We start from the raw sequence: 20,620 nt of genomic DNA on the forward strand, positions 1-20,620 counted from the left end.
ACTGACCATTGATGGAGCTTGATGTCATGACCGCCGCCTGCCTGATGAGCACTTACCAACCCCTGGCCCTGAGTTTCAGCAAAGGTTTGGGCACGCGACTGTGGGACCAGGCGGGTCGCGAATACCTGGATGCGGTGGCGGGTGTCGCGGTGACCAATGTCGGCCATTCCCATCCAAAAATCGTCACGGCCATCAGCGAACAGGCCGGGTTGTTGCTGCATACATCCAATCTCTACAGCATCGATTGGCAGCAACAACTGGCGCAAAAACTGACCCGGCTCGCGGGCATGGACCGGGCGTTTTTCAACAACTCCGGTGCCGAAGCCAATGAGACGGCGCTGAAACTCGCACGGCTTCATGGCTGGCACAAAGGTGTCGAGCAACCGCTGGTGGTGGTCATGGAAAACGCGTTCCATGGCCGGACCCTCGGTACCTTGTCCGCCAGCGATGGCCCGGCGGTACGCCTGGGTTTCAATGAGCTGCCGGGGGATTTCGTCAAAGTGCCGTTCGGCGACCTCAGCGCCCTGGATAAGGTGCAGCAAACCCACGGCCCAAGAATCGTGGCGATCCTGATGGAGCCGATCCAGGGCGAAAGTGGCGTGCAACTGGCGCCGGCCGGTTACCTCAAGGCTGTGCGCGAGCTGTGCAACCGGCGCTCGTGGCTGTTGATGCTTGACGAAATCCAGACCGGCATCGGCCGCACCGGCCAGTGGTTTGCGTTCCAGCACGAAGGCATCGTCCCGGACGTCATGACCCTGGCCAAAGGCCTGGGCAACGGCGTGCCCATCGGTGCGTGCCTGGCTCGGGGCCGCGCCCCGAGCTGTTCACCCCCGGCAGCCATGGCAGCACGTTCGGCGGTAATCCACTGGCCTGCCGGGTCGGTTGTACTGTGCTGGACATCATTGAAGAACAAGGCTTGCTGGAAAACGCCCGGCTGCAAGGCGAACGCTTGCTGGGCAGATTGCGTGTCGAACTGGCGGACGACCCGAACGTCATCGCGATTCGCGGTCAAGGCTTGATGATCGGCATCGAACTCGCCCAACCGATCCGCGACCTGACCCTGATCGCCGCCCGGGATCACGCCCTGCTGATCAACGTGACTCGCGGCAAAACCATCCGCTTACTGCCGCCGCTGACAATTGACGAGCGGGAAGTGGCGATGATTGTCAGAGGGGTTTGCCGGGCGCTGACCGCCGCCTGACCGCCCGCGATCCACGGTAGGAGCTGCCGAAGGCTGCGATCTTTTGATCTTGATCTTCGACGAGTCCGAAATCGCTGAAGATCAAAAGATCGCAGCCTTCGGCAGCTCCTACGGGAGGGGGGCGCCGCCAAATCTCTTGTGGCCAGGATTTGAATTTCCTCGTCCGCAAGTTATTGAACGATGTGAATAGGCGCTCAGAGTTGGCTCTGGAACTTAGTAGCTAAGCGATTTCATCGGTTTTTGATAAATCGGCCAAAATGCTCGTCTCGCTGATTCGCGGCTCTGTGAGTTTCGGATGGATTGCTTGCATGCTCCGGGTTCGAAAGGTTCACAGTATCGATGTGATCCTGAAAAGACGTTTCCGTGACCGCTGTAATCCCATTCCGATAATCATGTGATCACTCCTGAATCAATCCGAAATGACTCACACCCCTTGCCGCGCCTGCATGACCACCACCGCCATCACCAAGATTGACGAGCGGGAAGTGGCGATGATTGTCAGAGGGGTTTGCCGGGCGCTGACCGCCGCCTGACCGCCCGCGATCCACGGTAGGAGCTGCCGAAGGCTGCGATCTTTTGATCTTGATCTTCGACGAGTCCGAAATCGCTGAAGATCAAAAGATCGCAGCCTTCGGCAGCTCCTACGGGAGGGGGGCGCCGCCAAATCTCTTGTGGCCAGGATTTGAATTTCCTCGTCCGCAAGTTATTGAACGATGTGAATAGGCGCTCAGAGTTGGCTCTGGAACTTAGTAGCTAAGCGATTTCATCGGTTTTTGATAAATCGGCCAAAATGCTCGTCTCGCTGATTCGCGGCTCTGTGAGTTTCGGATGGATTGCTTGCATGCTCCGGGTTCGAAAGGTTCACAGTATCGATGTGATCCTGAAAAGACGTTTCCGTGACCGCTGTAATCCCATTCCGATAATCATGTGATCACTCCTGAATCAATCCGAAATGGCTCATACCCCTTGCCGCGCCTGCTTCACCCGCCAATGCCGAGCCTGCATAACCACCACCGCCATCACCAAGATTGACGAGCGGGAAGTGGCGATGATTGTCAGAGGGGTTTGCCGGGCGCTGACGGCCGCCTGACCGCCCGCGATCCACGGTAGGAGCTGCCGAAGGCTGCGATCTTTTGATCTTGATCTTCGACGAATCCGAAATCGCTGAAGATCAAAAGATCGCAGCCTTCGGCAGCTCCTACGGGGGGTATCAGGATGATCTGGCACGACGCGATTTGACCTTCTTGCGCCAATGCCGAACCAGCGCAACCACCACCGCCACCACCAAAACCCCCAGCGCAATCGGCAACCGATAAGGTTTCAAATTCCCCAACAAACCTTCGAGCGCCTCACCCGCCCAGTACCCGGCGCTGGCGAACACCGTGGCCCAAACCACCGCACCCACGGCATTCAACAGCGTGAACCTCAGTGGCGAGAGGCCGCTGGCGCCAATCACCATGGGCCCCACCAACCGCATGCCGTATAGAAAGCGCACGGCAAACACCGAGGTTGATGGGTAACGGGCGATCAAACCCGTCACTCGATCAATCGCCGCTTGTTGGCGTTTCAGTTTCGGCAACAGTCGCCCGCCGAAATAGCGTCCGCTCCAGAACAGCAACTGATCGCCCAACATTCCGCCCAGGCTGGCCCAGCCAATCACCGGCCACAAGTGCAGCAAATGTTGGTGAGCGGCCATGCCGCCCAGGATCAGGATGGTTTCGCCCTCCAGCAGACAGCCGAAGAACACCGCCCAATAGCCGTAAGTGCCGAGCAGATAATTGAGATCTAGGTGTTCAAACACGGCCGCTCCCCGAGACTTTCCACCAACCGGACCAGATAACCGTCCGGGTCCTGCACCAAAAATTCACGCTGGCCGACGTCCACCGCGTCCGCGCGATACCAGACATCGGCGCAAGGCCTAAACAACGGCCACTGAACTTCGGCCAGTCGCTGGAGGATTGGTTCGACTGAATCGACGGTTATTTGAAAGTTGATGCCACGGCCCAGCGGAGCGTCCAGCGCACCGGTCAACCATTGGCCCTCGCCTGGGTCGTATTGCTCGAGCATGAGCTGGATGCCCTGTTGATCGAGGTAGGCAAACCCCACCTCCGGGCGTTCGTAGGCGATGTTGAAACCCAGTAGCGAGGTCCAGAAGTGCAGGCTGTTCTGGAGGTCGGTGACCATCAGTTCGGGGACTAACTTGCTCCGTGCAAACATAAAACATCCTTGATAAACGGGTGACTGATTACTCCGGCGCAACCATTCGAGTGCGCGGCGAACCATCGGCGTTGTGTTGATAAATCTCTCGCGGCTGGCCCTTTTCATTGAACAGTACCTGGCCGATCCCCGCCGAGTTCCACAGGCGCTCACCTGCTTTGGCGTGTTCGGGGGTATGCGGAACGATGCGCATCAGCCGGCGTTTGGTAAACCAGTTCAACGGTGAACGCGGTGAGTAGAGCCAGCGGTTCAGGCGGTCGAACCATTCAAGCAGCGCCGGCGGGAATTCGTTTTTGATTCCGCTGCTGGTGATCTGCCAGATGCGCGGGCCGCCCTTGCGGTGTCGGATCAATACTTCATAGACGAAGGAATAATGCACATCGCCCGACAGCACCACGTAGTTACCGGGTGTGCGCGAGTGTCGGAAAATGTTCAGGATCACTTGAGCCGCGCCGCGATGGGCCATCCAGTTTTCGGCGTCCACCAGCAACGGATAACCGCACCAGCTAAACATCTTTTGCACGGTCTCGATCAACTTGACGCCGAAGATCGGCGCCGATGAAACGATGATCGCGGACGGGTGATCGAGCAGTTCCTGTTGCAACTCGCTGAGGGCTTCCCAGTCCAGCAGGCCGGAGGGTTGCTTGAGGTTCAGCTCGCTGCGCCAGCGTCGGGTGCGGGTGTCGAGTACCACCAGCGCCGGGGTGGTCGGCAGCACGTAATGCCAGTTCTGGAAGCTCAGCAATTGGTCGATCAAGGCGTCCTGGGCGGTGCTGTCGAGGTAGCGCTCGGTGGTGCTCAATGCGCGGGTTTTATCCAGCACCCCGGCAAACGCATCCGGGTTGTTGCCCCAGCCCTGGCACAGCATATAAGCGAGCAACGCATTGCCGATGATGCGTTTGGAGAACGGATGCCCGTAGGCCGTTTCCTCCCATTGCGCGGACAGGTTCCAGTCATCGGTCACGTCGTGGTCGTCGAAAATCATCAGGCACGGCAAGTGCGCCATCGCCCGGCCAACACCGTCCAGGCCAGCCTTGAAGGCGTCGATGCGGGTTTGTTCAAGGGCATAACGTTCAAGTCTTTCGGCCGTCAGCGCGGGTGGCTGCGGGTCGATCAGTGTCCAGGCGGTCGGGGACCAGACCAGCAAATACATCGCCATGACTTCAGCAAAAGTCACCAAATGATTGTCGGCGCTGCTGCTGGTGAAAATCGGCTTACGCGCACCGCCGAAAAATCGCTCGCGCAGGGTTTCATTGCTCTCAAGCGCCGGTAACAAATCCGCGCGGTGGTAGTAACTGGCCGGGTGTTCGTAGAGCGTGGCGCTGTCGCTGACCACGGCGCCTTCGAGGTGCTCGTCGAACAACCCCAGGCGCCGGATCAACGCATGGATCGCCCGCAGCATCGGCCCGGCGACATCGTCGGCGTAGACCTGATCGCCGCTCATCATCAACAGGGCAGGGCGCTCCATCGCGGTATGTTCCGCCGCCAACAAACGATCGACGCACAGCAAACCGTCGGCCGCCGGGTGATGAGGTTTACGGCAGGAACCGTGCAGCAGTTGATCAATTTTTGAGCGTAGGACGAAATTTGGCGAACGGGCATTGGCGTACAGCAAGTGCGGCGCCCAATCGGCGATGCCCTTGTTCTCAATCAACAGGTCGTAGTCGATCACCGTGTCCCAGGGCAGGGCGGTGTCCAGCGGCACATCGATCAAATGAACAAAGGCGTGGGTGCCGACGGAAATGACCGTGCATTGCCCGGCGTCCAGACGAATATCGCCGACACCTCGCACCCGCAACGTCAGCGACAACGCCTGCGACCCCACCAGCCACAACACCAGCCGCGTGGGCTCCAGACGCCGCAACAGCGGCCCGACCAGGACCGGGGGCAGGGATTGATGATCGTCGGGCAAAGGCATGGACATTCGGGTTCTGGCTGAAAAGAGTCGCGGGATGATAGCGCAGCTCATGTCCATGAATCGTTGCCGACACTTGTCAGGGGCTTGCGAATGCCCGCTGTCGCAAACGTGGCCGCAGGTTAGATGCCGAACAGCTTTCTAGGAAACCCTGTTTCATCCGGCAACCCAAGCGCTGCGAAAGGACAGCCGGGCACGACAGGTTTGGAGTCGATCACGTTCGCCACTTGGTATATCCATTGCGAATTCCTGCCGATGGCTTTGACGAGATACCAAAGCACGACGATCAGCCCGTAAAGACGGGTGGTTGCATTCGAATCAAGGGCAAGCTTTTGAAAGTATGGATCGTCAGGAACGATGGGCAGCGGGTTTGTTGAAACCTGATTCCAGATACGACTGTGGTGGGCGCAGCGGTTGCGTAGTGTATTGATTTCCTGAAGCCATTCTTTGAGGACTTTTGGATTGGTAAGGCCAAGCCGTCGACTGATTCTGTTGCGGTGAGTGTCTTTAAGTATTTCGAAATACTTCGATGCGGTTCCAAAGTCCCATGCCTCAATAACGACCCAAAAGGGCATGGCTTTGCGGTGCTGTCGATGCCATTCAATGCTGTCTTCGCGAGTGCGCTCGATCTGCTCGTTCTGACGCTTGAGCCACTCGGTCCAAATGTTGCGTGGTCGGCCCTGTCTGGTATTGAAAGTCTTGGTTTGCGAGGGGTTGATGAACCTGGCGTCTTGATAAGCCATGGGGTCGTGATAGCCGACTTCATGCGCAATCACCGATCGCACATGCACTTCAATACGTTCAATAGCGTCGAGCATTAGCTGTCGCAGTTTCTTATCGAACAGGTATAGGTCGAACGCGGAGTCGAACTGTGTGCCGGGCGTAAATTCATTGCGTCGTAGCGGCTTTTTGCTGACTTTGCACATGACCACGTTGTTGTCCGCATCGCGAAGGAACTCGCGACACGGATACCAAAACCCGCTCAGACGGTAGTAGCCGACCTGACTCAGCTTACGTTCAGCGCGAGTGGCGTCGGTGATTTGCATGCCTCGGCTGGCGAGCAGGGCAGACAGATTGCTATAGGATCGAAACGGTTTTGGAGGGGCTAATTGCTGCAACATTCCATGTCCCAGAAAAAAGAAGGCCCAAACATAATGCCGGACTGAGCCAGCACCAGAGGTTCGGGCGCGATTGCCGCAATTTTCTGCGAAGGCCTCGGCGCAGTCAACGCGGGGAGTTCCTCTTATGGCTGCATCAACCTCCCGATTTTGTTACCGGGCGTATACGTTCCCTTTTTCGAAATCAGGAGTGCAACCGGTCATCGGCTTTCATTACCGCCTCACCATTGGCCACCAACCACCGAAACACATCACTCACCGACACCGTATGACTGCGCTCAATCCACCGCACCACCGCCGGGCCGTAGTGTTCGGTGTAGCGGCTGAGCACCAGTTGCCGGCAGTCCGCTGACAGGCGCAGGGTGATTTCCCGACAGTGCAAGTGGGTCGCGTCTGGCCGGGTCAATCGTTGCTGCAGGATCAAACCTCTGTTTTCAGAAACCATCGGCGGAGGCTCCTGTGCATTGCGGCTGGGTTGTTTTCGGCGAGCCTTGCTTGCCATCAACCACATAAGCCGCCCGATGCTCGGCCACCACATTACGCAACGCACTGTAATAGTCCGGCAGTTTTTGCAGGCTGTCGGTCAGCGGCAAGGCTTCTGCGCGACCATCGACAATCCCGCCGACGGTGTTGAGGGTGGACAGCGTGTCCACGGTATCGCTGTTGTTGCCGAATGGATCGACCACAAAACTCAGGACCCGGCCGGCGGCATCGCGGCTGTTGGAAGTGCCGAACAACGGCAGTTCGACAATCGGCCCGTTGCCGATGCCCCACACGCCGAAGGTCTGGCCGAAGTCGGCGTTGTGGCGCGGGATGCCGACTTTGCCGGACACGTCGATCAAACCCACCACGCCGACGGTGGTGTTGAGCGCGAAACGTCCCAGGGTGTTGACCGAGCGCATCGGGTTGCCTTGCAGCAGGTCGTTGATAAGGACCTTGGGCTCGCCAAAGTTCGCCACGAAGTTATGCACACCTGTCTGGAAGAAGTCCGGTAAATAGCGATAGCCGCGAGCGACCGGCGCCAGGGCGTAGTCGTCGAGCACCCGGTTGAAGGCGAAGACGCCGCGATTGAGCGGCTCCGCCGGGTCGTATACCGAGTAATTGATTTCGGCGCAGGTCACGGTGGGTGATGGCGGTTGGCTGCCGCATCCCGCCAGCCCGGCGGCCAACACGGCAATCGAGGTGTTGCGGGCCAGCCAGGGAGCACACTTGAAAGGCGACATGGATGCAGGTCTCGGGAGGAATTCGCCGAGATGCTGAGCCCCGCGCCTTGCGCAAAGATGTCTGGTTTATTGCGCCGATGACGCTTTATTGCACGATTGAAATATATGACGGGCTGGCGTGAATGGTTTTAGATGGCGGTTCCATTCGGCCCTTAAGTGACCTGCGGTGAACAGCCTTTTAATTGTGGACGACGACCTTGAGGTCCTCGATCTGCTGAAAAAATTCTTCGTGCAGCATGGCTACAGCGTCGAAGTCGCCACCGACGGCGCGTCGCTGTGGGCGGCCATCGAGCGCCAGGCGCCGGACCTGATCATTCTGGACGTGATGCTGCCGGGCGACAGCGGGCTGATCCTCTGTCAGCAATTGCGCATTCGCCACGCCATGCCAGTGATCATGCTCACCGCCATGGGCGAACTCAGCGACCGGGTGGTGGGGCTGGAACTGGGCGCCGATGATTACCTGACCAAACCCTTCGACGCCCGCGAGCTGCTGGCCAGGGTGCGCGCCGTGCTGCGCCGGGTCGACGAGCGCCGGCCGGTCTTGCAGGAGCGCCCACGGCCGCTGATCGATTTCGCCGACTGGCACCTGGACGTCACGCGCCGGGAACTGCGTTCGCCGGACAACGTGATGATCCCGCTGTCGGCCGGCGAGTTTGACTTGTTGCTGGTCTTCGTCGAGCACCCGCAACGCATCCTCACCCGCGAGCAATTGCTGGACTTGGCGCGCGGGCACAGCCACGAGGCGTTTGATCGCAGCATCGACGTTCAGGTCAGCCGTCTGCGGCGCAAACTCGAAGCCGATACCAAGCGCCCGGCCATGATTCGCACCGTGCGCAATGGCGGATACCTGTTCACCCCCAGCGTGACGCGGCGATGAGTTGGCTCGCGCGGGTTCGCCAAGACACGGTGGCGCGCTGGATCGCGTTGACGATCATCCTCGCCATGCTTATTTCCCTGGCGCTCAACGGCTTGTTTATCCAGTTGGCCGGTGTGTGGGCGCGGCCGCCACTGACCGAAATCGGCTTGCTGGATAAAGCCGCCGCCATCACCCGCGTCATCGAAGCCGCCCCGGCGCCCTTGCGCAGCCAACTGGCGCAAGCCGTCAGCGATGAAGGTTTCACAGTCAGTTGGCACCTTGATCGGCACGACCTCAACCTGCCAGCGGTGCAAGACCCCATTTCCCATACCGGCATGAGGCTCCTGCAACCGCTGTTCAAATCCGCCGAACGACGCATCGAAGCCTACGAGCCGTCCGACTGGGCGGAGCACCCGGCAGACGCGCATTACGCGTTGGTGATCGAGCTGCCGGACGCTTCGTGGCTGATGTTCTCCGCGCCCTCGCGCAGTTGGGGGCTCGACGAGACACCGCGTTATTTGATTGTCATCCTGCTGGCGCTGATCTCGACGGCGCTGGTCGCGCTGATCGCTACCCGGCGCCTCGCCACACCCTTGCAGCGCTTTGCCGAAGGCGCCCGACGCTTTGGCAGTGATTTCCGCGCACCGCCCATCGAACCCCTCGGCCCTCAGGAAATCCGCCAGGCGATTCTGGCGTTCAACGCCATGCAGGCCCAGTTGCAACACTTCATCCGCGACCGTACGCAAATGCTCGCCGCCATCTCCCACGACCTGCGCGCGCCCCTGACGCGCATGCGCTTGCGCGGCGAATTCATCGAAGACGCCGAGCAACAGCAACGGCTGTTTCGTGATGTGGATGAAATGCAGGCGATGATCAACTCGGCGCTGGAGTTCTTCCGCGATGACGCGCGCCTCGAACCGGCCACCCAGTTTGACTTGGCGGAACTGCTGCAAACCTTGCTCGATGATTATCGGGACCAGGGCGTTGAAATTGCGTTCAGCGGGCCGCTGCGGCTGGTGTATTTCGGCCGGCCGTTGGGGCTTAAACGGGTGATGACCAACTTGCTCGATAACGCGATCAAGTACGCCAGTGAGCCGGTGATCGAACTGCAATCGAATGCCGGGCAGGTGCGGATCAAAATACTCGACCGTGGGCCGGGGATTCCTGAACCCAGCCTTGAACAGGTGTTTGTGCCGTTCTTTCGATTGGAAGGGTCGCGCAATAAGAGTACCGGTGGTGTTGGCCTGGGGTTATCGGCGGCGCGGGCGATTGTGTTGGAGCACGGCGGCGCGTTGAAGCTGCGCAATCGTTGGAAGGGCGGGTTGGAGGCGTTGGTGGTGTTGCCGGTTCAGGTGGGGTAATCCACGGGGCGATCCCAATCGCTTTCGGTCACTTCCTGAGTGACGGCGCTATGCCATCAGTTTTTCGTCTGCTAAGGTTCTGCCGCATAAATGGATCCACATCTCATGGAGTAGAAGATGTTCAAGTCTCTTACGGATAAAGCGCGAGCGTTGTCAGGCGGGATCGCCGACAAGGCCATGGCAGCCAAAGACAGTGTGTCCGGCAACTTTTCGGCAGGCACATCGAAGGCCTCGGAGTTTTTGGATAACAACTGGGGCAAGGTCGAAAACGTTTTGGTCAATGGCCTGCTGACCGTCACGGAAGAAAAGCTCAAAGATGATGAGGTCTTCATCATGCTGGTCGAAAAAGCTTATGAAATGCTGCCAACGCCTGTCCGTTTGATCCTCTCTCGTACGACGTTCATCAATCACACCCTGACCCATCGCGAAAGCCTGGTCGCCAAGTTGCAGGAGAAAAAAGCCCTGCGATTGCTCAACGACAGTGCGTTGACTGATCAGGCGTTGCTCATTGACGACAGCAGTGTGATTGCGACTGTTGAGGCCCCCGCAGTCGTGGTTGCCAAGGTCTGATCAAGACCACGGATAGACGTTCAAACAGAGAATTAACATGGACTTTAAATGGCGCCGCTTCATACAGATTGAAGCGATCCTCCTGCTGCTCATTACCCCGTTTTTTGCTCACGCGGACATTACCGAAGAAGAAGCCACTGCCAATTGCCTCAAGGTCAGCGAGTATTCCGCCAAGGGCGGTGAGTTTTACAAACTCAAGCAATACGCCAAGGCCCGGGAACAGTATCAGCAGCAGGCCGGCTGGTCTGAAAGCTGTCAGTTGGACGAAGATAAAGTCGCGATGGCCTACAACAACGTGGCACTCACTTACATCCACGAAGGCAATTACCTGAAGGCCCGGGCGTGGCTGAGTATTCTGCCGAACGACAAAAAGTCGCTCTTCAACCTTGGCAAGATCAGCGGCGAGATAAAAACCGCCCTCGAGAAACAGGCGAATAAACCGCAAGGGCTGTATTGGCAATACGCCGGGGCTGCGTTATGGAATTCCATGACGATCAAGCCACAAGGCAAGCAATACCAAGTTGATTTCGACGGTTATTACGCGGGGTTGATGGCGATGTATTACGGCCCTAATCTCGGTGAGTTTTCCACGGTATTAGCCTTTGCTAACGGCAAGGCGCATTACGCCATGAGTGGCGATGATGGCGACTGTGAATACGACTTCGACGTTAAAAAAGACTTGCTCACAGTAACGCGCACGGCGGGTGAGTCATGTGGTTTTGGCCACAATGTGGGTGCTGAAGGGCTCTATCAACGGGTCGATTTGTAGTTTGAAAAGATGGAAAGCCCCGAGCAATTCGGGGCTAATCCCAGGGTCGTTTAAACCTAAGCCTCCCAACCCGCCCCACTGACCGCCGCTTGCGCCAGCGGGTGCAAATCTTCCCCTCGATGCTCCGTCTGCCAGGCCAGCAATTCCTTGCGCATACCCGGCGTCCAGTACATCTGCAGATGATTACGCACGCCGAGTACGGCCAGTTGCTGGTCCGGTTCGCTGGAGAAGTACTGGGCGATCTGGTTGACCATTTTTATGAGATTTTCAGTGCTCATCGGCGTACCTCCGCTTTCGGCTGACGACGTTCGTTAAGCAGACGATGTTGTTCGTCGCTGAACGCTTGGTAACGTTTTTGCCACTCGGAAGGGTGATACACGCGGCTGACTTCCACTGCCGTGACCTTGTATTCCGGACAGTTGGTGGCCCAGTCGGAGTTGTCGGTGGTGATCACGTTGGCCCCCGATTCCGGGAAGTGGAACGTGGTGTACACCACGCCCGGCGCAACCCGTTCGGTGACCCGCGCCCGCAGTACCGTTTGCCCGGCGCGGCTGCCGATACCGACCCAGTCCCCTTCGTTGATGCCACGGCTCTCGGCGTCGGTCGGGTGGATTTCCAGGCGATCTTCATCGTGCCAGGCAACGTTGTCGGTACGCCGGGTCTGGGCGCCGACGTTGTACTGGCTGAGGATGCGCCCGGTGGTCAGCAGCAGCGGGTAGCGATTGTTGACCTTTTCCTCGGTGGGCACGTAGCCGGTGAGCATGAAACGACCTTTGCCGCGCACAAATTGCTCGATGTGCATGGTCGGCGTGCCGTCCGGGGCGGCGGCGTTGCACGGCCATTGCAGGCTGCCGTGGCGCTCCAGTTCGGCGTAGCTGACGTTGGTGAAGGTCGGCGTCAGGCTGGCGATTTCATCCATGATTTGCGACGGGTGCGTGTAGTTCATCGGGTAGCCCAGCGCGTTGGCGAGGGCCACCGTGCCTTCCCAGTCAGCCTTGCCGCCCAGGGGTTCCATGACCTTGCGCACCCGGGAAATGCGGCGCTCGGCGTTGGTGAAGGTGCCGTCCTTTTCCAGGAACGAACTGCCCGGCAAAAACACATGGGCGAACTTCGCGGTTTCGTTGAGGAAGATGTCCTGAACCACCACGCATTCCATGGCCGACAGCGCTGCCGTCACGTGTTGGGTATTCGGATCGCTCTGGGCAATGTCCTCGCCTTGGCAATACAAGCCCTTGAAGCTGCCGCCCAAAGCGGCCTCGAACATATTCGGAATGCGCAGGCCCGGATCAGGTTGCAGGGTGACGTTCCACGCCTGCTCAAACTGCGCCCGTACCACTTCGTTGGAGATGTGCCGGTAGCCGGGCAACTCGTGGGGGAACGAGCCCATGTCGCAGGAGCCCTGAACGTTGTTCTGCCCCCGCAGCGGGTTCACGCCTACGCCTTCACGGCCGATATTGCCCGTGGCCATGGCCAGGTTGGCGATGCCCATCACCGCCGTGCTGCCCTGACTGTGCTCGGTAACGCCGAGGCCGTAATAGATCGCCGCGTTGCCACCGGTGGCATAAAGGCGCGCGGCGGCACGGATGTCGGCGGGTTCCACGCCGCAGATGGCGCCAAGCACTTCCGGTGAGTTTTCCGCGCGGCTGACCAGTTCGCTCCAGCGGGTGAAATCGCTGCCCTCGCAACGGGCGTCGATAAACGCCTGATCGAGCAGACCTTCAGTGACGATCACATGGGCGAGGGCGTTGAGCATGGCGACGTTGGTGCCCGGACGCAGTGCCAGGTGCAGTTCGGCGCGGGCGTGCACCGAGTCCACCAGATCAATGCGCCGAGGGTCGATCACGATCAGCCGTGCGCCTTCGCGCAAGCGACGTTTGAGCTGGGAGGCGAACACCGGGTGGGCGTCGCTGGGGTTGGCGCCCATCACCAGGATCACGTCGGCCTGCATCACCGAGTCGAAGCTCTGGGTCCCGGCAGACTCGCCCAAGGTTTGTTTCAGGCCATAACCGGTCGGCGAGTGGCAGACCCGCGCGCAGGTGTCGACGTTGTTGTTGCCGAACGCGGCGCGCACCAGTTTTTGCACCAGATAGGTTTCTTCGTTGGTGCAGCGGCTGGAGGTGATGCCACCAATGGAATCGCGGCCGTAGGTGTGCTGCAAGCGCCGGAATTCGCTGGCGGCGTAGGTCACCGCTTCGTCCCAACTGACTTCCTGCCATGGGTCGCTGATGTGTTTGCGGATCATCGGTTTGGTGATGCGATCCGGGTGGGTGGCGTAGCCCCAGGCAAAGCGCCCCTTGACGCAGGAGTGGCCGTGGTTGGCCTGACCGTTTTTGTCCGGAACCATGCGTACAAGCTTGTCGCCTTTCATCTCGGCGCGGAACGAGCAGCCCACGCCGCAATAGGCGCAGGTAGTGATGACGCTGCGTTCAGGCTGGCCGAGTTCGACCACGCTTTTTTCCATCAGCGTCGCGGTCGGGCAGGCTTGCACACAGGCGCCGCAGGACACGCATTCCGAGTCGAGGAAGTTCTCGCCACCGGCCGCCGAAACCCGGGATTCAAAGCCGCGACCGGTGATGGTCAGGGCAAACGTGCCCTGGGTTTCTTCGCAGGCGCGCACGCAGCGGTTGCAGACGATGCACTTGCTCGGGTCGTAGTCGAAGTAGGGGTTGGAGGTGTCCTTCTTGTCGTCCAGATGGTTGTCGCCTTCATAGCCGTAACGCACCTCACGCAGGCCCACTTGGCCGGCGACGGTTTGCAGCTCGCAATTGCCGTTGGCCGAGCACGTCAGGCAGTCCAGCGGGTGATCGGAGATGTACAACTCCATGACGTTGCGCCGCAGCGTCGCGAGTTTCGGCGTCTGGGTGTGCACGCTCATGCCTTCGCTGACCGGGGTGGTGCAAGACGCCGGGTAGCCGCGCATGCCGTCGATCTCCACCAGGCACATGCGGCATGAGCCGAAGGCTTCGAGGCTGTCGGTGGCGCACAGTTTCGGAATGGTGGTGCCCATGAGCGCAGCGGCGCGCATCACCGACGTGCCTTCGGGCACGCTGATGCTGCGACCGTCGATGTTCAGGGTCACTTGCACGTCGCTGTTGCGAGCCGGAGTGCCCAGGTCGATATCGGTGTTCGGGTCGAAGAGGGTGATCATTGGTCGGCCTCCGAAGATTGCAGACCGAAGTCGGCGGGGAAGTGCTTGAGGGCGCTGACGACCGGGAACGGCGCCATGCCGCCCAACGCGCAGAGCGAACCGTATTGCATCGTGTCGCACAGGTCCTTGAGGATGATGGCCTGGGCATCACGACCGTTCTGGTCCGGCGCGGCCAGCAAGCGGTCGATCACCTCAACGCCGCGCGTCGAGCCGATGCGGCACGGCGTGCATTTGCCACAGGATTCCTCGGCGCAGAATTGCAAGGCGAAACGCGCCATGTGCGCCATGTCCAGACTGTCGTCCGCCACCACCACGCCACCGTGACCGAGCATCGCGCCGATGCCGGCGAAAGCTTCGTAATCCAGCGGCGTGTCGAATTGGTTCGGCGGCACCCACGCGCCCAGTGGCCCGCCCACCTGGGCGGCTTTCAGCGGTCGGCCACTGGCGGTGCCGCCGCCGTAGTCGTCCACCAATTCGCGCAGGGTCAGGCCGAAGGCCCGTTCCACCAAACCGCCTCGACGAATATTGCCCGCCAGTTGGAAAGGCATCGTGCCCAGGGAACGGCCCATGCCGTAATCGCGATAGAACTGCGCACCCTTGGCCAGAATCAGCGGCACCGAGGCCAGGGTCAGCACGTTGTGCACCAGGGTCGGCAACCCGAACAAGCCTTTCAGAGCCGGGATCGGCGGCTTGGCACGGACAACCCCGCGCTTGCCTTCGAGGGAATCCAGCAACGCGGTTTCTTCACCGCAGATATAAGCCCCGGCCCCGACCCGCACTTCCATATCGAAGGCCTGACCGGTGCCGCCGACATTGGCGCCGAGGTAGCCATTCGACCGGGCAATCTCCAGCGCTTCACGCAGGGTTGCCACCGCTTGTGGATATTCCGAGCGCACATAGATGTAGCCGTAACTGGCGCCGACGGTGATGCCGGCAATGGCCATGCCTTCGATCAGCAGGAAGGGGTCGCCTTCCATCAACATGCGGTCGGCGAACGTGCCGGAGTCGCCTTCATCGGCGTTGCACACAATGTATTTCTGCGCCGCTTGAGTGGCGCGCACCGTGCGCCATTTGATCCCGGCGGGGAAGGCGGCGCCGCCACGGCCGCGCAGGCCTGAATCGAACACTTCCGTCGCGGTCTGCTCGCCGCCAATGCTGACGGCCCGTGTTAAACCCTCGAAACCGCCGTGGGCCCGGTAATCGTCCAGGGACAGCGGCCGGGTAATACCGGCGCGGGCGAACAGCAGGCGTTGTTGGGTTTTCAGATAGGGCAATTCTTCCACCAGCCCCAAGGCCAGGGGATGCGCGGACGACTCGCCTTGCAAGGCATCGAGCACGGACGGCACATCGGCAGCGGTCAGCGGGCCGAAACCGATCCGGCCTTGCGGGGTGTCCACTTCCAATAACGGTTCCAGCCAGTACAGACCGCGAGAACTGGTGCGTTGCAAGTCCTGACCGGCAAGGGCCAACGCCACCTCATCGGCACCGACGGCACGGGCCAGGGAATCACAGGATAGATAGAGGCTCATACGTCCTCCCGGCAAGCATCAAGCAGCGCATCCAGACGCTCGGCACTCAGCCGCGCATGCACCTGACCATCCAGCTCCAGCGCCGGCGAACAGGCACACGCACCGAGGCAATACACCGGCCGCAAAGTGATGCTGCCATCGGCACTGCTGCCGTGATCGTCCAGTTGCAGGCGTTCACGCAACTGCGCCGCAAGCTGCTCGGCGCCGCGACTCTTGCACGACTCGGCGCGGCACAGCCGCAGGATATGCCGCGCCGGCGGCGCAGTGCGGAAGTCATGGTAAAAACTGACCACCCCACGAATCTCCGCCTGACTCTGGTTCAGTGCGTGGGCAATCTCGGGGATGGCGGCGTCGGGGATGTAACCGATGCCCTCCTGAATCTCATGAAGAATCGGCAACAGGGCGCCGGGGGAGCGTTTGTGGCGCTCCAGCAAGCTGTGAAGCATCGGCAGTTGCAACATCTCATCAGGCATACAGCATTCCTCACGGTCACGGACACACCAGAAGGTCGTCGGTTGTCCGAAAGTGTCGGCTGCGGCGTTCACACCACGTCACGGTATCGTGGCATTTTTGGCCGTTGGCCAGGGCACCCTCTGTGGGCGTCTTGTTGTGCCCGGCACGGTCTTCGCCGCACCTCTTCAGGGCATAAATTGCAGCTTGCCACGCTGGCATTGATTCAACTGTACAAAAGCGACGTGCCCGGTTCTTTCCACGACCACCCTTTAAGTCTAGAAGAGCACTGAAGAAGGCGCGCACCGTCTGAAATGTTTTGTGGCACAAGCACTGCACACTCGCCCGCTACAGTGGACGTAGGATGCCGTTCGGCGTGACCTGATCGCAAAGGAGCCAACATGAAGAGAGCCATGCTGCCGGCGCTGGTCATCTTGATCGCCGCTTGAACCCGGTAGTCTTTGAACCGCCACGTCTTATCGTAGGAAGCGATATGCACCTCCTCTATCCGAGTGACCCGTTTGATAAAAAACGTCCTGATGAACAGTACGCTGAAGAGTACGACGCGGTAGTAGCTGCCGGGTTGCAGACCGCACTGTTCTCATTTGAAGATTTCGAAATGGGTGCTTTCAAGACGTCTGTACCGTTCACGCCCGGCGACTCCGTTTTGTACCGGGGGTGGATGCTGACGCCCGACGCTTACGCGGCTTTGGTTGCTCATCTGCGCGACAAAGGCGCGATTGAATTTACCAACGCCACGCAGTACCGACACTGCCATCACTTGCCGCAGTGGTATCCATTGTTGGCTGACTGCACGAGCGAAACCGTGGTGCTGCCCAGCGACGCAAACTTCACTCAGGCACTCGACGGACTGCACTGGCCGGGCTACTTCATCAAGGACTACGTAAAGTCGCTGAATACGGGGGCTGGCAGCCTGGTGGACACGCCCGACTGCATAGCACCGCTGGTTGAGGCCATGCGCCAATACCGTGGCCAGATTGAAGGCGGGATTTGCGTCAGACGAAAAGAGGACTACCTCGAAGAAACCGAGCGTCGCTACTTTGTGCTCCTCGGGCAGGCCTATGGGGCCACTGGTGAAGTGCCCGGGCTGGTGACCGAATGCGCACGACTGATCGACAGTCCCTTTTTCTCGATCGACGTAGTGCTCAGGTCAGACGGCGTACTGCGGGTGGTCGAGCTGGGCGATGGCCAAGTGTCAGACCGCAAGGAATGGTCCGCCGAACACTTTGCCTGGATGTTGAGCCGTGCGGGATGAGCAGGCGACTGATAGAACCTGATGTGTAACGCCGAGGTCGATATCACCAATACCCGGTGCTATTCGCAAGAGCAGGAAAGGGCTGATTTCTGACCCGCTACCCACAGCGGCATCAAAAATCGCTGACTACTTCAGACCGTCGTTAAGCACACAAAAAAGGAGCGACAAATGATTGATTTCAACAACAAGGGATTCTTCAAACTCAAGCAAAACGAAGAATACGCCCAACGCGTGGCCGACCTTTTGCTCGACGGCGAACGCGTCATCGACTCTTATAAATCTATGCGCGACGGCGTGGTCTTCACCAACAAACGCATCATCGCCGTCAACGTCCAGGGCATCACCGGCAGCAAAAAAGACTTCACCTCACTGCCGTACAAAAACATCGTGGCGTATTCGGTGGAAACCTCCGGCACTTTCGACCTGGACTCAGAACTGGAGATCTACTTCTCATCACTGGGCAAAGTGAAATTCGAATTCACCGGCAGAACATCCATGGTCGAAATCTCAAAACTGATCTCCCAACACGTGCTGTGAACTGAGCATTAAAAGCCCCGGAAACCCCGGGGCCCCAACTGGCTAAACACAATCCAACGTAGGAGCGAAGCTTGCTCGCGAAAGCGCCAGCCCAGCCAACACCGAAACCAGCTGACACAACCCCCACCCCTGTAGGAGCAGAGCTTGCTCGCGAAAGCGCCAGATCAGCCAACACCTAACCTAACTGACACAACCCCATCACAAGCAAGCCCATCCCCCAGCCGCTACCCCTCAGCCTTCTCCGCCGCCCGCTTAGGCGACACAGTGCTCGGCCGCCCCCGCGTCAAAACCTTCACCGCATCATCCACCAACGCCTTACTCATCGACGTCAAATAATGCGCAGCCCAGGCGTGAGTGTCCGTGTCCCGGTCGTACGCCGCTTCTTTAGTGAGCGCTTTAGCCAGAAACAGAAAATCAGAAGCCATGGACAACGCGTCGCCAAGCGGCACGTCGCGGGTGACGTGGAACAGGGGATTGTCTGAACAGTAAATGGCCGGGGTCAGGCCGATGGTTTTGAGTTCGGGTTGATCGGTCATTGGGCTTCTCCGGTGTTGGAGAGGCTTTGGGGGAGGGGGGGAGCGTTACGCGATTGGGGATTGCGTAGAGGGGAAAGCCAAATTGTGTACGGATTGATGCTGCGCATTATCAGACTCCTTGATATGAGGAGCTGCCACGTCCGTTTCCACACGAATGGGTGACAGCTGTGCGCGGGGTGGAAAACCGGGAATCAAGGAAACCGGCACGCCCGAAGACGTCCCACGCACAGCCGCCATAACTCACGCCGCAGACACAAAAAAAGCGCCGGCAGACGTGATGGGGGCGCTGTTGCGCCTTGAATTGCACGGGTTTCCACACCCGGTCGCTGAATTGGCAGCGACGGGCCGAAGATTATCGCGCGCTCTCTTTTCATGCAACCTCCGAAAGCCCTAACCAAAGTTATCTTCTGTTGAACTCTCCTGATCGGGGGGGCGTAAAAAATGCCTACAGCTATTTCCGAAACGTCCTATATGCAGCTTCCGCTACCTTCCTTTATCGTTCCCAAGCTAGTGATCAAAGGATAAAAATAACCATATAGCGCCGTAATTGAAGAGTTATTAATTTTTAATTCTGAAATTGCATATGCTCTCAAGCTTTTTCCAAGCTATAAGATAAATGCTGAGACGTTTTTTGAACGAGAGGCTAAACGGATCAGTGGCGACGTACCATTAGTGAAAAAATACAATTACAAAAAAAAGGATGTGGCTCATGGCAACTGTCGAAGCAGGGCTTCGCGTGGTAGGAGGAACAAGTATTGGTAGCGGCTTTGATGACGTGCTTGCGATAGAGAAGACATTGACTCCACAAGTCGTAATTGCTTTGTGTGGTCCTTTGGGGACTCCGCTACATGAGGTTGCTAAAAGTTTTGAAGAGCTTTTGTTGAGCACGGATTACGGCTATGAACATGTGGAGATAATTAGACTAAGTGATGAGATACGAAGTCATAAAAATGTTGGTCCCGAAAGTTCAACTCAGGAACTAATTGAGGCTGGGAATGAGCTGCGCAGAGATCATGGAAATGAAGTATTAGCGAAGCTGGCTGTCAGGAGAATAAGTGTCGCCCGAGCTGCCGAGCAAGCGAAAGCAACCGCTGCAAAAAAATCCGAACATCCCGACCTATTTAAGGATGATGCAGATGATGTTTTAGTGCCGAATGTGACACTTAAATGGTGTCATATTATTGATTCTGTGAAACATGTTGACGAGCTGCGTTTGTTGCGATCGATCTATGGAGAGATGTTGTATGTAGTAGGTGTCTATTCGCCAATAGAAATGCGTATCGCTAGGCTCGAGAGTGAATCAAAGAATGAGCATATCCATGATCTGATTGATCGTGATTCAGGCGAAGAGATTGATCACGGTCAGCGCGTTGAGGATACATTTCCGCAATCCGATTTTTTTCTGCGTGTTGAGAAGACAACCGATTCACATCGAATTAGTAGAGTAAGGCGTTTTTTGGATTTGATGCTGGGGACCGTAATTGCAACTCCGACAATTAATGAGCGCGCAATGTATGCTGCTTTTTCTGCAGCAAGGAATTCGGCGTGCCTTTCCAGGCAAGTTGGCGCTGCAATTACTAGTGTAGACGGTGAGTTGATATCGACAGGGTGGAATGATGTTCCTAAAGCATTCGGTGGGCTGTATCAGACAGAGGGTGATGGACTTAGTTCTGATGAAGATCGTCGTTGTTGGAATATGGGGGGTGGTGTTTGTTCAAATGATCAGGAGAAGAAAGCAATTTCTACCTACATCGTGGATAAACTGATTGAGTCGGATATCATACCTCCTGACAAAAAAGACGCGGCTTTATTAGTTATAAGAAGTAAAACTCAGCTCAAGAGCTTGATTGAGTTTTCTAGGGAAGGTCTGAAGTACCCACCGTTTTTTTGATACTCCAACCATTTGGAGTTCAA

At 58.3% G+C, this 20,620-nt stretch carries 19 protein-coding genes and 1 pseudogene; 9 read left to right on the forward strand and 11 right to left on the reverse strand.

Annotated features, from left to right (window positions below):
* The first annotated feature begins 26 nt into the window (after positions 1 to 26).
* Positions 27 to 1,201 (forward strand): annotated as a pseudogene (locus V5E99_RS14445) (aspartate aminotransferase family protein).
* A 952-nt stretch (positions 1,202 to 2,153) separates the two neighbouring features.
* On the forward strand, positions 2,154 to 2,291 hold the full coding sequence (locus V5E99_RS14450; RefSeq protein WP_499803021.1) for a hypothetical protein: 138 nt from the start codon (positions 2,154 to 2,156) through the stop codon (positions 2,289 to 2,291).
* A 120-nt stretch (positions 2,292 to 2,411) separates the two neighbouring features.
* Here the strand turns inward: V5E99_RS14450 and V5E99_RS14455 are convergent, their stop codons facing one another.
* The 6 genes from V5E99_RS14455 to V5E99_RS14480 form a co-directional block, all read right to left on the reverse strand.
* The gene (locus V5E99_RS14455) at positions 2,412 to 3,002 is read right to left on the reverse strand and encodes a DedA family protein (protein ID WP_499803022.1); all 591 of its coding nucleotides are present in this window, start codon (positions 3,000 to 3,002) and stop codon (positions 2,412 to 2,414) included.
* Positions 2,987 to 3,418, reverse strand: a complete 432-nt coding sequence (locus V5E99_RS14460) for a bleomycin resistance protein (protein WP_499803023.1) — start codon at positions 3,416 to 3,418, stop codon at positions 2,987 to 2,989. The genes V5E99_RS14455 and V5E99_RS14460 overlap by 16 nt, the downstream gene beginning before the upstream one ends.
* Positions 3,419 to 3,446: 28 nt before the next feature.
* Complete coding sequence (locus V5E99_RS14465) at positions 3,447 to 5,342, reverse strand: alkaline phosphatase D family protein (RefSeq protein WP_499803024.1); 1,896 nt, start codon at positions 5,340 to 5,342, stop codon at positions 3,447 to 3,449.
* 113 nt (positions 5,343 to 5,455) lie between these two features.
* Positions 5,456 to 6,454 carry an Abi family protein gene (locus V5E99_RS14470; protein ID WP_499803025.1) on the reverse strand — a complete coding sequence of 333 codons (999 nt, stop codon included), beginning with the start codon at positions 6,452 to 6,454 and terminating at the stop codon, positions 5,456 to 5,458.
* A gap of 181 nt (positions 6,455 to 6,635) precedes the next feature.
* Positions 6,636 to 6,896, reverse strand: coding sequence for a hypothetical protein (locus V5E99_RS14475; protein WP_499803026.1), 261 nt, complete (start codon positions 6,894 to 6,896; stop codon positions 6,636 to 6,638).
* Entirely contained in the window at positions 6,886 to 7,674 is a 789-nt protein-coding gene (locus tag V5E99_RS14480; protein WP_499803027.1) for an MlaA family lipoprotein, read from the reverse strand. Before V5E99_RS14480 ends, V5E99_RS14475 begins: the two co-directional genes overlap by 11 nt.
* Before the next feature lie 166 nt (positions 7,675 to 7,840).
* Between V5E99_RS14480 and V5E99_RS14485 the strand changes: the two genes are divergently transcribed.
* From V5E99_RS14485 to V5E99_RS14500, 4 genes are all read left to right on the forward strand, one after another.
* A complete protein-coding gene (locus V5E99_RS14485) occupies positions 7,841 to 8,551 on the forward strand; it encodes a response regulator (protein ID WP_499803028.1) in 711 nt (236 codons plus the stop codon).
* Positions 8,548 to 9,891 (forward strand): ATP-binding protein, encoded by a 1,344-nt coding sequence (locus tag V5E99_RS14490; RefSeq protein WP_499803029.1) that lies wholly within the window; start codon positions 8,548 to 8,550, stop codon positions 9,889 to 9,891. Before V5E99_RS14485 ends, V5E99_RS14490 begins: the two co-directional genes overlap by 4 nt.
* Positions 9,892 to 10,008: 117 nt before the next feature.
* Positions 10,009 to 10,461, forward strand: a complete 453-nt coding sequence (locus tag V5E99_RS14495; protein WP_499803030.1) for a hypothetical protein — start codon at positions 10,009 to 10,011, stop codon at positions 10,459 to 10,461.
* A 37-nt stretch (positions 10,462 to 10,498) separates the two neighbouring features.
* Positions 10,499 to 11,230 carry a hypothetical protein gene (locus V5E99_RS14500; protein WP_499803031.1) on the forward strand — a complete coding sequence of 244 codons (732 nt, stop codon included), beginning with the start codon at positions 10,499 to 10,501 and terminating at the stop codon, positions 11,228 to 11,230.
* Positions 11,231 to 11,286: 56 nt separating this feature from the next.
* On the opposite strand, the gene V5E99_RS14505 is transcribed toward V5E99_RS14500, so the two are convergent.
* Genes V5E99_RS14505 through V5E99_RS14520 form a run of 4 tightly spaced genes read right to left on the reverse strand, consistent with a single transcriptional unit; the run spans position 11,287 to position 16,380 of the window.
* Positions 11,287 to 11,508, reverse strand: a complete 222-nt coding sequence (locus V5E99_RS14505; RefSeq protein WP_499803032.1) for a formate dehydrogenase subunit delta — start codon at positions 11,506 to 11,508, stop codon at positions 11,287 to 11,289.
* Entirely contained in the window at positions 11,505 to 14,378 is a 2,874-nt protein-coding gene (gene fdhF / locus V5E99_RS14510; RefSeq protein WP_499803033.1) for a formate dehydrogenase subunit alpha, read from the reverse strand. Before fdhF ends, V5E99_RS14505 begins: the two co-directional genes overlap by 4 nt.
* Entirely contained in the window at positions 14,375 to 15,907 is a 1,533-nt protein-coding gene (locus tag V5E99_RS14515; RefSeq protein WP_499803034.1) for a formate dehydrogenase beta subunit, read from the reverse strand. The genes fdhF and V5E99_RS14515 overlap by 4 nt, the downstream gene beginning before the upstream one ends.
* Complete coding sequence (locus V5E99_RS14520) at positions 15,904 to 16,380, reverse strand: formate dehydrogenase subunit gamma (protein ID WP_499803035.1); 477 nt, start codon at positions 16,378 to 16,380, stop codon at positions 15,904 to 15,906. Before V5E99_RS14520 ends, V5E99_RS14515 begins: the two co-directional genes overlap by 4 nt.
* Positions 16,381 to 16,850: 470 nt before the next feature.
* On the opposite strand from V5E99_RS14520, the gene V5E99_RS14525 reads away from it, so the two are divergent.
* On the forward strand, positions 16,851 to 17,633 hold the full coding sequence (locus V5E99_RS14525) for an ATP-grasp domain-containing protein (protein WP_499803036.1): 783 nt from the start codon (positions 16,851 to 16,853) through the stop codon (positions 17,631 to 17,633).
* 168 nt (positions 17,634 to 17,801) lie between these two features.
* Positions 17,802 to 18,170, forward strand: a complete 369-nt coding sequence (locus V5E99_RS14530) for a PH domain-containing protein (protein ID WP_499803037.1) — start codon at positions 17,802 to 17,804, stop codon at positions 18,168 to 18,170.
* Positions 18,171 to 18,394: 224 nt separating this feature from the next.
* Here V5E99_RS14530 and V5E99_RS14535 read toward each other — a convergent pair whose 3' ends face one another.
* Positions 18,395 to 18,706: a DUF3077 domain-containing protein gene (locus V5E99_RS14535; protein WP_499803038.1), complete on the reverse strand. Its 312-nt coding sequence runs from the start codon at positions 18,704 to 18,706 to the stop codon at positions 18,395 to 18,397.
* Positions 18,707 to 19,415: 709 nt separating this feature from the next.
* Between V5E99_RS14535 and V5E99_RS14540 the strand changes: the two genes are divergently transcribed.
* Positions 19,416 to 20,597, forward strand: a complete 1,182-nt coding sequence (locus V5E99_RS14540; protein WP_499803039.1) for a hypothetical protein — start codon at positions 19,416 to 19,418, stop codon at positions 20,595 to 20,597.
* Positions 20,598 to 20,620: the final 23 nt, after the last annotated feature.

The organism is Janthinobacterium sp. LPB2021202312-11-4 (genome assembly GCF_037049705.1).
In the GTDB taxonomy this organism is placed as follows: Bacteria; Pseudomonadota; Gammaproteobacteria; order Pseudomonadales; family Pseudomonadaceae; genus Aquipseudomonas.